This is a genomic window from Curtobacterium sp. 1310, from assembly GCF_017834105.1.
In the GTDB taxonomy this organism is placed as follows: Bacteria; Actinomycetota; Actinomycetes; order Actinomycetales; family Microbacteriaceae; genus Curtobacterium.
In genome coordinates, this window is sequence record NZ_JAFICY010000002.1 from 32,995 (window position 1) to 45,110 (window position 12,116).

Sequence of the window (12,116 nt, forward strand, 5' to 3'; positions counted from 1 at the left end):
CGACCCGGCCGGGAGGCCCGTGGTGCGTCCGTCACTTCGTCCCGCTCTCCGCGTGGACCAGGTCCATGACCTTCCCCACCATGACGATGGAGCCGGCGACGAGCACGAGGGCGTCCTCGGCGTCCGCCTCCTCCGCCAGGTCGCGCGCTTCCTGCAGTGCCTGCTCGAGCGCGGGTTCGACGACCACGCGGTCCTCGCCCACCTCGGCCACGACGATGCGGGCGAACGCGTCCGCGTCGAGTGCACGGTCCCCCGGCGGCTGCGTGACGACGAAGGTCTGGACCGTGTCCTTGAGCGCCCGGACGAAGCCGCGGGCGTCCTTGTCGCCGAGGATCCCGACGACGCCGACGACGTGCTCGGACGGGAACGCGACCGGCAGCGCCTCGGCCAGGGCGCGCGCCCCGTGCGGGTTGTGCGCGGCGTCGACCACGACGGTGGGCTCCTGCGCGATCGGCTGCAGCCGGCCGGGGCTGGTCGCGTTCGCGAGGCCCTCGGACAGGACGTCCTCGTCGAGGGCCTGCGAGCCCCGCCCGAGGAACGACTCGACCGCGGCGATGGCGACGGCGGCGTTGTGCGCCTGGTGCTGGCCGAAGAGCGGGACGAACAGGTCGTCGTAGCGCCCGGCGATGCCCTGCACGGTGACGAGCTGCCCGCCGACGGCCGGGGTGTCGGACACGACGGAGAACCCGGTGCCCTCGACGGCGAGCGTCGACTCGGTGAGCTCGGCCGCGCGCTGCAGTTCGGCGAGTGCCTCCGGCGTCTGCGCGCTCGACACGACCGACGACGACGGCTTGATGATGCCGGACTTGGTGCGCGCGATCTCGGCGACGGTCGACCCGAGCTGCTTGGCGTGGTCGATCGCCACCGGGGTGATCACCTGCACCTGGCTCTGCACCACGTTGGTGGAGTCCCACTCGCCGCCCATGCCGACCTCGATGACGGCGACGTCGACCGGTGCCTCGGCGAAGCACGCCAGGGCCAGGACGGTCAACGCCTCGAAGAAGGTCAGCGGCTGCTCGCCCTTGTCGGTGAGCTCCTGGTCCGTCATCGCCAGGATCGGGGTGATGTCGTCCCAGTTCTCCACGAACCGGTCGGCCGCGATCGGCTCGCCGTCGATGACGATGCGCTCCCGGATCGACACGAGGTGCGGACTCGTCATGAGGCCGGTGCGCAGCCCGTGGGCGCGGACGATGCTCTCCGCCATGCGCGCGGTCGACGTCTTGCCGTTCGTGCCGGTGACGTGGATGACCGGGTACGCCAGGTGCGGGTCGCCGAGGAGCTCGACGGCCCGTCGGGTGGCGGTCAACCGACGTTCGGGTGCCTGCTCGCCGATCCGGGCGTACAGGGCGGCTTCGACGCGCTGCACCTCGTCGTCGTCGCCGCCGTACGGCAGCGCGTCCGTCGGGGCCTGCTCGCCGGACGGTCCGACCGGGATGCGGACCCCGGCCGTGTCGTCGAGCGGACCGAGGTCCTCGATGCCGTCGTGGTCGTCGTCGTACTGCTCGCTGTCGCTCATGCGCGTGCCACCTCCACGGACACCTTCGCACCGTCGCCGACGTCCGAGCCCTCGCCGGGAGCGAACGTCGTCGTGGTCACCTCGACGCTCGTCGCGAGGGTCTCCCCCGCGATGAGCTGCTCGTGCGTGCGGATCGCGTCCTCGGCGTCCTCGGAGACCCGGAGCGTCAGGACGATGCGGTCGCTGACGTCGAGGTCGGCGTCGCGGCGGGCCTGCTGCACGGCGCGGACGACGTCACGGGCGAGCCCCTCGGCCTCGAGCTCGGGGGTCGTCACGGTGTCGAGCACCGCGAAGCCGCCGCCGTCGAGGAACGCCACCGCGACGGAGTCGTCCGCGACGGTGAGGTCGAGCGTGTACTCGCCCTCGACGAGGTCGACGCCGCCGACCGTCACGCCGGACTCGGTCGCGACCCAGTCACCCTTCTTGGCGGCCGGGATCACCTGCTGCACCTGCTTGCCGATCCGGGGGCCAGCGGCGCGGGCGTTGACGGTGAGCTTCCGCTCGATGCCGTAGCGGCCGAGCGAGGACTCCTCCTGCTGCTCGAGCACGACGCGCTTCACGTTGAGCTCGTCACGCAGGATGTCCGCGAACGGTTCGATCGCTGCCGGGTCCGGCACGACCAGCGTCAGGGTCGCGAGGGGCAGACGGACACGGCGGCCGGTCGCCTTGCGGAGCGCGAGCCCCTTCGACGCGACGTCGCGCACGCGGTCCATCGCGGCGACCAGGGCGTCGTCGGCCGGGAACTCGTCGGCGGACGGGAAGTCCTCGAGGTGCACGCTGCGCCCGCCGGTCAGGCCCTTCCAGACCTCCTCCGTGACGAGCGGCGCGAGCGGGGCGGCGACGCGGGTGAGCGTCTCGAGCACGGTGTACAGCGTGTCGAACGCCGCGCGGGCCTCGGGTGAGGACTCCGCACCGAGCCAGAACTTGTCGCGCGACCGACGGACGTACCAGTTGGTCAGCACGTCGGCGAAGTCCCGGACGGCCTGGGCCGCGAGCGGGGTGTCGAGCGCGTCGAGGTGCGTGGTCACGTCCGCGACGAGCACCCGGGTCTTCGCGAGCAGGTACCGGTCGAGCACGTCGGTGCTCGCCGTGCTGCGCGAGGCCTGGTAGCCGGTGTCGCCGGAGGCGTTCGCGTAGAGGGTGAAGAAGTAGTACGTCGACCAGAGCGGCAGCAGGAACTCGCGGACACCCTGGCGGATGCCCTCCTCGGTCACGACGAGGTTGCCGCCGCGGATGACCGACGACGACATGAGGAACCAGCGCATCGCGTCGGCGCCGTCGCGGTCGAACACCTCGGAGACGTCCGGGTAGTTGCGGAGCGACTTCGACATCTTCTGGCCGTCCGAGCCGAGCACGATGCCGTGGCTGATCACGTTCCGGAAGGCCGGGCGGTCGAACAGCGCGGTCGACAGCGCGTGCATGACGTAGAACCAGCCGCGGGTCTGCCCGATGTACTCGACGATGAAGTCCGCGGGGCTGTGCTCCTCGAACCACTCGCGGTTCTCGAACGGGTAGTGCACCTGCGCGTACGGCATCGAGCCGGAGTCGAACCAGACGTCGAACACGTCCGAGATGCGGCGCATGGTCGACCGCCCCGTCGGGTCGTCGGGGTTCGGCCGGGTCAGCTCGTCGATGAACGGACGGTGCAGGTCGACCTCGCCGTCGGCGTTCAGCGGCAGGCGACCGAAGTCGCGCTCGAGCTCCTCGAGCGAGCCGTAGACGTCCTGGCGCGGGTACGCCGGGTCGTCCGACACCCAGACCGGGATCGGCGTGCCGAAGTACCGGTTGCGGGACACCGACCAGTCGATCGCGTTGCCGACCCACTTGCCGAACTGACCGTCCTTGACGTTGTCCGGCACCCAGTTGATGTCCTGGTTGAGCTCGCCCATGCGGTCGCGGAACTCGGTGACGCGGACGAACCACGACGAGACCGCCTTGTAGATGAGCGGCTTGCGGCAGCGCCAGCAGTGCGGGTAGCTGTGCTCGTACGAGGCCTGGCGGAGCAGTCGGCCCGCCTCGCGCACGGCCTTCGTCAGCGGCTTGTTGGCGTCCGACCAGAGCATGCCGGCGACGTCGCCGAACTGCGCCGTGAAGAGTCCGCCCTCGTCGAGGGACAGCACCACGGGGATGCCGGCGGCCGCGCAGACCTCCTGGTCGTCGGCGCCGTACGCCGGGGCCTGGTGCACGATGCCGGTGCCTTCACCCGTCTCGACGTACTCGGCGACGAGGATGCGCCACGCGTGCTCGTAGCCCTCGGCCTCCGCGAGGAAGTCGAACAGGCGCTCGTACTCGACGCCGTCGAGCTCGGCGCCGACGACCGTGCGGAGCACGGCGGCGAGCGCGTCGTCCGCGCTCTCGTAGCCGAGCTCCTTCGCGTGGGCGGCCACGGTGTCCGAAGCCAGGAGGTACCGAGCCGAGCCGGCGTCGCCACCGTCAGCCGCGCCTCCCGGCCCGGCCGGCACGACCGCGTAGGCGATGTCCGGACCGACCGCGAGCGCCGCGTTCGTCGGCAGGGTCCAGGGGGTCGTCGTCCAGGCGAGTGCGCGGACCCCGGTCAGGTCGAGTGCAGCGGCGCGGGCGCCATGCAGCGGGAACGACACCGTGACCGACTGGTCCTGGCGCATCTTGTAGACGTCGTCGTCCATGCGCAGCTCGTGGTTCGAGAGCGGCGTCTGGTCGTTCCAGCAGTACGGCAGGACGCGGAAGCCCTCGTACGCCAGGCCCTTGTCCCAGAGCTGCTTCCACGCCCACAGGACGCTCTCCATGAAGGTGACGTCGAGGGTCTTGTAGTCGTCCTCGAAGTCGACCCAGCGCGCCTGACGGGTGACGTACGCCTGCCACTCGTCGGTGTACTGCAGCACGGACTGCTTGGCCGCGGCGTTGAAGACGTCGACGCCCATGTCGTCGATCTCGTGCTTCTCGGTGATCCCGAGCTGCCGCATGGCCTCGAGCTCGGCGGGCAGCCCGTGGGTGTCCCACCCGAAGCGGCGGTGCACCTGCTTGCCGCGCATGGTCTGGTAGCGCGGGAAGACGTCCTTCGCGTAGCCGGTCAGCAGGTGACCGTAGTGCGGCAGGCCGTTGGCGAACGGCGGGCCGTCGTAGAACGTCCACTCGGTGCAGCCCTCGCGCTGGTCGATCGACGCCCGGAACGTGTCGTCGCCCTTCCAGAAGGCGAGGATGCCCTGCTCGACGGCGGGGAAGGACGGGGACGGGACGACACCGTCGGTGGGGACGTTGAGGGGGTAGGCCACGAGCTGCTCCTGTGGGTTCGGTTCGTCTCCACGAGGACGGAGCGTGCTCCGCGGTACCACCTCGCTTGCCGGACGCTGCTCGCGCTGCGACCGACCGCTCGTTCGCCGGATGGGGTGCGGTCCGGTCCGCCCGGGTCTACTGACGGCGGTGGTGCTGCCGCGTTCTTCCGGAGGCTCACCGGTGATGGCCGGTTCGACGCCTGGTGGGACGAGTCTACAAGAGTCGGAGCATGCTGGAGCGATGCCCTCGTCCGAGAAGCAGGACCGTCCGGAGTCCCTGCTCACCGTCGTCATCGCCTTCGCCGCCAACCTGCTCGTCGCCATCGCCAAGACCGTCGCCTCCCTGATCTCGGGCTCGGCGTCGATGACCGCGGAGGCCGCGCACTCGTGGGCCGACACGGGCAACGAGATCTTCCTGCTCGTCGCCGAACGACGCGGCGCGAAGAAGCGGGACCGGAAGCACCCGCTGGGGTACGGTCGCGAGACCTACATCTGGTCGATGTTCGCCGCGTTCGGCCTCTTCACCGCGGGTGCCGTCGTGTCGATCTGGCACGGCATCACCGAGCTCGGCGAGACCGGTCCGGCCGAGGACGTCGTGCTCAACTACGTCGTGCTCGGCATCGCGTTCGTCCTCGAGGGCACGAGCTTCCTGCAGGCCTACCGCCAGGCACACGGAGCCGCCACGAAGCGCCGCGTCCCGGTGCTCCGCCACGTGCTGCAGTCGTCGAACCCCACGCTCCGGGCGGTCTTCGCCGAGGACGCCGCGGCGCTGGTCGGCCTCGTGATCGCGTTCCTCGGCGTGCTGCTGCACCAGCTCACCGGCCTCGCGGTGTTCGACGCGATCGGCTCCATCGCGGTCGGACTCCTGCTCGGGGTCGTCGCGATCGTCCTCATCGAGCGCAACCGCCGGTTCCTGGTCGGCGAGGCGACGTCCCCCGAGCTCGAGGACGCCGTGCTCACCGAGCTGCTCCGTCGCGACGAGGTGGAGCGCGTCACCTACCTGCACCTGGAGTTCGTCGGACCGTCCCGGGTGTTCCTGGTGGCGGCGGTCGACCTGACCGGCAACGAGCTCGAGGACCACGTCGCGGTCCGGCTCCGTCGGGTCGAGGCGTCGCTCGAGGAGAGCCAGTACATCGAGGAGGCCGTCCTCACCCTGAGCATCCCGGGCGACGCGTCGCTCGCAGCCCGAGGGGACGGCGACGTCCCGGGGATCGTGCGCGACGGCACGGTGGAGGACGTCGCGGCCGGCGGTGCCGGGACGCTCCGCACCGAGTAGCGCCCGTCGCCTCAGCGCGCGTCGAGGCCTGCCGCGACCGGGGTCAGCGCCGCGCCGACGTACTCGACGAGGGACCTGCGGGCGACACCGTCGGCGACCCACACCCCGAACGCCGCCGCCGCGGCCCCGAGCATCGCCCCGGACACGGTCTGGGGCCACAGGGACGTCGGGTGCTCCCCCGTCCGCGAGCCGACGAACGCCGAGACCGCCCCGTGCTGTGCCATCACCCGCGCCGCCACACTGGCGACGAGCTCGGTGCCGATGTCCATCACCTCGGCCTGGGCGATCGCCCACGGCACCCGGTCCGGGTCGTGCGCCCGCGCCGCGGCGAGCACGGCCTGCTCCACGGCGCGCACGGGCGAGGACTCCGTCGAGGCGGTGAGGAACGCGGGCAGGTCGGCCACCGCGGCGTCGAGCTCCAGCCAGAGCACGTCCGACTTCGCCCCGAAGTAGTTGAAGAACGTCGCTCGGCTCACCCCGGCCCGGGCCGCGATCTGGTCGACGGTCGTCCGCGCGTACCCCTGCTCGAGGAACAGCTCGGCAGCCGCGTCGGCGAGGACCTCGGCACTCGAGCGTCGGGGGCGGCCACCGCGGCGCATCGTCTCGTCCATGCCGCCAGTAAACCGCTAGACTCGTGCAGCCATGATCTTGGACCGAGTACAGAAAACACGCGCCCGCACGCTCCTCACCGCCGCGGGAGCCACCGCGGTCCTGCTGGCCCTGACCGCCTGCACCGGCGGCGGCACCGCCACCGACGCCGGCACGCCGGTCAGCGGCGGGACGCTCACGTACGCCTCCGGCGACGCCGAGCCGACCTGCCTCGACCCGCACGTCGGCGGCAACTACCCGCAGGCCCTGCTGTCGACGCAGTACATCGAGATGCTCACCGGGCTCGACCGGGCGGGGAAGCCGACCCCGGCCCTCGCGACCGGGTGGACGACGAGCGACGACGGGAAGACCCTGACGCTCGACCTGCGCACGGACGTGTCGTTCTCCGACGGCACCCCGTTCGACGCGGCCGCCGTCGTCGCGAACATCGAGCACGTGCAGGACCCGACGACGGCGTCGAGCACGGGCTACCTCGCCCTGCAGTCGATCACGAAGGCCACGGCGACCGACGACCACACCGTCACGCTGACCCTGAGCCGCCCGGACAGCGCGCTGCTCGAGTCGTTCTCGCAGCCCTGGGTCGGCATGGAGTCGCCGAAGGCCCTGCAGCGGCCGCAGGCGACGAACTGTGCATCCCCCGTCGGCACCGGCCCGTTCACCGTCACGGAGTGGCAGCGGGGCGATCGCATCACGCTGACGAAGAACGACGGGTACACGCCGCTCACCGGCTCGACGGCGCCCCGCCTCGACGGCATCACGTGGCGCTTCCTGCCCGACTCGACCTCGCGCTACGCCGCACTGCAGGCCGGTCAGGTCGACGTCATCGACAACGCCCAGCCCGACCAGCTCAAGAGCGCCTCGACGAAGGGCGCGATCCGCGACCTCGACGCCCCGCGCCCCGGCGCCTCGAACCGCCTCGAACTGAACTCCGGGCACGGGGTGTTCCGCGACGAGGCGGTCCGGAAGGCCTTCATCGCCGGCGCCGAGATCGACCCGGGCCTGCAGAGCCTGTTCCTCGGCACCGCGAAGCGCTCGTACTCGGTGCTGTCGAGCGTCGAGCCCGACGGGTACTCCGACCCGGCGCTGTTCGAGTACTCCCCGAAGACGGCCGGACGCCTGCTCGACGAGGCCGGTTGGAAGGTCGGCAGCGACGGCGTCCGCGAGAAGGACGGGCAGCGGCTCATCGTCACCTTCCCGGTGTCGACGAACCAGTCGGTGCCCGCGGAGCGCAGCCTGTTCCAGCAGGTCCAGGCCTCGGAGAAGGCGGTCGGGTTCGACGTGCGGCTCGAGGAGCTCGACCTCTCCAGCTGGTACGCCGCCCTCGCCGCGAACGAGTACGACGTCGTCAGCGCTCCGTACACCAAGGTCGGCCCGGACGTCCTCCGCATCCTGTACGACAGCGCGAGCATCGAGCCCGCACCGTCGGGCTACTTCGCGAACCTCGCGCAGCTCGACGACCCGACGGTCGACGACCTGCTGGAGCGTGCGGCACGCACGTCGGACGCCGACGAGCGCGGCGACCTGTACCGCCAGGCGCAGCAGCGGATCCTGGCGAGCGGCACCGTCCTGCCGCTCTACGACCAGCAGAACCACTTCCTGTACCGCTCCGCCGTCCACGGCATCGAGACCACGTCGGTCTCCACCCCGTGGTTCGGCACCGCGTGGATCGCCCGCTGACGGGCGAGCCGGCCGGGAGGCCCGCCCCGCGTCCGCCACGCACCGGCACCCGTCGCGGGTGGTCGGCGTGGGTCCTGTGGGGTCTCCGCCGTGCGGCCGGCGGCATCGGGGTGCTCTGGGCGGTCGCCACGATCGTCTTCGTCGCGATCCGGTTGATCCCGGGTGACCCGGCGCTGGCGATCCTCGGCGGCCCCGGGTCCCAGGCCTCGGCGGAGGCGGTCGAGGCGGTCCGCCGCGAGTACGGCCTCGACCGGCCGGTGCTCGTGCAGTACGCGGTGTTCCTCGGGCGTCTGGCGACCGGGCACCTCGGCGACTCGTACGCGTTCCGCACGCCCGTGTCCGAGCTCCTCGCGCAGCAGGTCCCCGTGACGCTGACGCTCGCGGTCGCCGGGCTCGTCGTCGCCTGGGTCCTGGCGATCGGCGCCGCGTGGTGGTCGACGCAGCGCGGACGGATCGCCGCGGCCCTGACCGGCGCGATCACCGTGACGGCGAGCGTCGTGCCGCACTTCTGGCTCGGCAGCGTGCTCATCGTGGTCTTCGCGAGCGCACTCGGGTGGGTGCCGGCGGTGTCGGACGGCAGCCTGCGCGGTTGGGTCCTGCCCGTGCTCACCGTCGCCGTGCCGGTCGCGGGGTACCTCGCCGAGACGGTCCGCGACGGCGTGGTCGACGCCCAGCGCTCCGCGTTCGCCCTCGCAGCCCGCGGCCGCGGGGAGACCCGCGTCGGACTGTTCGGTCGTCACCTGCTCCGGCACGCGGCGCTCCCCGGGATCGCCCTGTCCGCGTGGGCCTTCGGCTCGCTGGTCTCCGGTGCCGTGGTCGTCGAGTCGGTCTTCGCGCTGCCCGGCATCGGTCGTGCCCTGGTCACCGCGGTCACCCAGCGGGACATGCCCCTGGTGGCCGGGATCGCCCTCGTGTCCGCCGCGGCGTACGTCGTCGTGCTGGCGGTCGCGGACCTGGTCGAGCGGGCGGTGGACCCGCGGACCCGCGACCGACGCCCGGCCGGTCGCGTGGAGCGAGTGCGCGTGCGCACGCAGAGCAGGGTGGACGCACGGTGAGCGGGGTGCTCGACCCGGGCCTCCCGGCCGGTGCGTCCGAGGGGCGGGCCCGACGGTCCGAGCGGTTCCGTGGGGGGACGCTCGGCCCGGCGGGCTCGGTCGCGGCGGTCGTCGTCGCGGTCGCGGTGCTGGCGGCGGTCTGGCCGGCGCTGCTCGGCGGCGGCGACCCGCTCGCGGTGCACCCCGCCGACGCCCTGACGCCACCCGGACCGGCGCACCCCTTCGGCACCGACGAGTCCGGACGCGACGTGCTCGCGCGCGTGGTCGCGGGGACACGGGCGTCACTCGTGGTCGGGGTCGCCGCGACGCTCGTCGGCGGTCTCACCGGGATCCTGCTCGGCACGCTCGCCGGACTCGGTGGTCGGATCGTGGACGCGGTCGTCGGCCGGGTCACCGAGGTGGCGTTCGCGCTGCCGCTGCTGCTCGTCGCGCTCGTCGTCATCGCGGTCACCGGCCCCGGACCGGTGCCCGCGACCCTGGCGGTGGGGTTCGCCACGGCGCCCGGGTACGCCCGGATCGTCCGCGGCCTGGTCCGGAGTGCGCGGTCGTCGCAGGTGGTCGAGACCGCCGTGCTGCAGGGCCGCTCCCCCGGCCGGATCGTGTTCCGGCACGTCCTGCCCGCGGCACTCTGGCCCGTCGTCGCCGTCGCCACGCTCGGGGTCGGCCAGGCGGTCGTGTGGGCGTCGGCGCTCAGCTACCTCGGGGTCGGAACCCCGCCGCCCGCGCCGGAGTGGGGTGCGATGCTCGCGGACGGCCGCACCTACCTGCTGACCGCGCCGTGGATGAGCACCTTCCCGGGCCTCGCCATCGTGGTGCTGGCGACCGCGGTGACGGTGCTCGGCCGTGCGGTGCGGCGGACGGGGGCCGTGCGGTGAGGGGCTCCGAGCGGGGGCCCGACGACGTCGTGGGACGGACCGGTGCAGCACGGCCGGTGGGGAGTCGCGTGCTCGACGTCCGCGGGCTCGCTGTGTCGATCGACGGCGCGACGGTGGTGCACGGCGTCGACCTGCACGTCGACGCCGGTGAGTGCGTCGCCCTGGTCGGGGCGTCCGGCTCCGGCAAGACCGCGACCGCCCGGGCGGTGCTCGGGCTCTCCGCAGCGGGTGCCGCGGTCACCGCCGACCGCCTCGACCTCGTCGGCTCCGACGTGCGCGGGCTCGCCGAGCGGCGCTGGCGTCGGCTCCGCGGGAGCACCGTCGGCTACGTCGGCCAGGAGGCCCTCGGCGCACTCGACCCCCTCCGCCCCGTCGGCCGCGAGGTCGCCGACGCCCTGCGCCTGCACACCGACCTGCGCGCAGCAGAACGGGTCGATGCCGTGCGCGCCGCACTGGCGGGCGTGGGGCTCGACCCCGCGATGGCGACCGACGGCCGGCGCTCCGGCACGCTCTCCGGCGGCATGCGACAGCGCGCGCTGATCGCGGCGGCGACCGTGGCCTCCCCCGCGCTCGTGGTGGCGGACGAACCGACGACCGCCCTCGACGCCGCCGTGGCCGTCACCGTGATGGAGCAGCTCCGGGCCGTGCAGGACCGCGGCGCCGGGCTGCTGGTCATCACGCACGACCTCGGGCTCGTCGCCGGGTGGGCGGACCGGGTGCTCGTCGTCGACGAGGGGACGGTGGTCGAGCACGGACCGGTCGCCGAGGTCTTCGCAGCACCGCAGCACCCGGCGACCGCAGCCCTGGTGCGGGCGGCACGGGCGGACACGCGCCGGGCCGTGGGACGGGTGCCCCGGACCGGTGCGCCGTCGGCCCCGCTCCTCGAGGGCTCCGGGCTGTCCCGTTCCTTCGACGGGGTGCCCGCCGTGCAGGACGTGTCGATCACCGTGCGACCGGGCCGCGTGACGGGTGTGATCGGTGCCTCCGGCTCGGGCAAGACGACGGTGGCGCGGATGCTGCTCGGACTCGAGACGCCGGACGCCGGCACCGTCACGCTCGACGGCGACCCGTGGGTGCCCCTGCCCGAGCGCGAGCGCCGGGCTCGTCGGCACCGGGTGGCGGCCGTCGTGCAGGACCCCGGGGCGACCTTCGACGAGCGGTGGAGCGTCGGACGGGTGCTCGCGGACGCCCTGTCCCGCGGGCAGGAGCGGCGGGCGCGGGGTGGTCTGGCCGACCCGGTCGACGCCGCACTCCGTCAGGTGGGACTCGACCCAGACCTGCGGTCACGCGCCCCGCGCACGCTCTCCGGCGGACAGCGGCAACGACTGGCGATCGCCCGGGCGCTGGCGACGTCGCCCGAGGTGGTCGTCCTCGACGAACCGGTGACGGCACTCGACGCGACCGTGCAGGACGCGGTGCTCACGCTGCTCGAACGACTGCGCGACGAGACCGGCGTGGCGATGGTGTTCGTGTCGCACGACCTGCGCGCCGTCCGGCGGATGGCGGACGAGGTGCTCGTGGTGCACGACGGCCGCGTCGTCGAGCAGGGCCCCGCGGAACGCGTGCTCGGCGCGCCGGAGCACCCGGCGACCGCGCGCCTGGTCGACGCTGCCGCCCGGCTCGCCCGCGGCGCCTGAGCGCTGCGCGCCGGCGCCGCGGCGCAGCGGCGCAGCGGCGCCGCGGCGCGCCGGCGCCGCGCCAGCGGGCGAGTCTCGCTCAGGCGGACACGTTCGCGGCACCGAAGCCGCGAACGTGTCCGCCGGGCCGAGACTCGGGGAGCGCCCACGGAGCGGACATGCCGGGAGGCACGGTGCGCGTCCGTGGCGGACGTGCACCGTGCCTCCCGGCCGACAGCGG

The 12,116-nt window shown here is 73.2% G+C and carries 8 protein-coding genes; 5 read left to right on the plus strand and 3 right to left on the minus strand.

Features of this window, described 5'->3' with window-relative positions; translation table 11 throughout:
• Positions 1 to 31: 31 nt before the first annotated feature.
• Positions 32 to 1,516 carry a folylpolyglutamate synthase/dihydrofolate synthase family protein gene (locus tag JOD95_RS04350; RefSeq protein WP_081984736.1) on the minus strand — a complete coding sequence of 495 codons (1,485 nt, stop codon included), beginning with the start codon at positions 1,514 to 1,516 and terminating at the stop codon, positions 32 to 34.
• Positions 1,513 to 4,767 (minus strand): isoleucine--tRNA ligase, encoded by a 3,255-nt coding sequence (gene ileS / locus JOD95_RS04355; protein ID WP_209683434.1) that lies wholly within the window; start codon positions 4,765 to 4,767, stop codon positions 1,513 to 1,515. Before ileS ends, JOD95_RS04350 begins: the two co-directional genes overlap by 4 nt.
• 241 nt (positions 4,768 to 5,008) lie before the next feature.
• Here ileS and JOD95_RS04360 point away from each other — a divergent pair, with 241 nt between their 5' ends.
• Positions 5,009 to 6,043, plus strand: coding sequence for a cation diffusion facilitator family transporter (locus JOD95_RS04360; protein ID WP_066653147.1), 1,035 nt, complete (start codon positions 5,009 to 5,011; stop codon positions 6,041 to 6,043).
• A gap of 11 nt (positions 6,044 to 6,054) precedes the next feature.
• Here the strand turns inward: JOD95_RS04360 and JOD95_RS04365 are convergent, their stop codons facing one another.
• The gene (locus JOD95_RS04365) at positions 6,055 to 6,654 is read right to left on the minus strand and encodes a TetR/AcrR family transcriptional regulator (RefSeq protein ID WP_066653145.1); all 600 of its coding nucleotides are present in this window, start codon (positions 6,652 to 6,654) and stop codon (positions 6,055 to 6,057) included.
• A 31-nt stretch (positions 6,655 to 6,685) separates the two neighbouring features.
• Here JOD95_RS04365 and JOD95_RS04370 point away from each other — a divergent pair, with 31 nt between their 5' ends.
• The 4 genes from JOD95_RS04370 (at position 6,686) to JOD95_RS04385 (ending at position 11,896) form a co-directional block, all read left to right on the plus strand.
• Positions 6,686 to 8,329: an ABC transporter substrate-binding protein gene (locus JOD95_RS04370; RefSeq protein ID WP_209683436.1), complete on the plus strand. Its 1,644-nt coding sequence runs from the start codon at positions 6,686 to 6,688 to the stop codon at positions 8,327 to 8,329.
• Entirely contained in the window at positions 8,314 to 9,384 is a 1,071-nt protein-coding gene (locus JOD95_RS04375) for an ABC transporter permease (protein ID WP_307810369.1), read from the plus strand. Before JOD95_RS04370 ends, JOD95_RS04375 begins: the two co-directional genes overlap by 16 nt.
• Positions 9,381 to 10,259, plus strand: coding sequence for an ABC transporter permease (locus JOD95_RS16850; RefSeq protein WP_209683439.1), 879 nt, complete (start codon positions 9,381 to 9,383; stop codon positions 10,257 to 10,259). The genes JOD95_RS04375 and JOD95_RS16850 overlap by 4 nt, the downstream gene beginning before the upstream one ends.
• 68 nt (positions 10,260 to 10,327) lie before the next feature.
• Positions 10,328 to 11,896, plus strand: a complete 1,569-nt coding sequence (locus tag JOD95_RS04385) for an ABC transporter ATP-binding protein (RefSeq protein WP_209683442.1) — start codon at positions 10,328 to 10,330, stop codon at positions 11,894 to 11,896.
• The last annotated feature ends 220 nt before the right edge of the window (positions 11,897 to 12,116 follow it).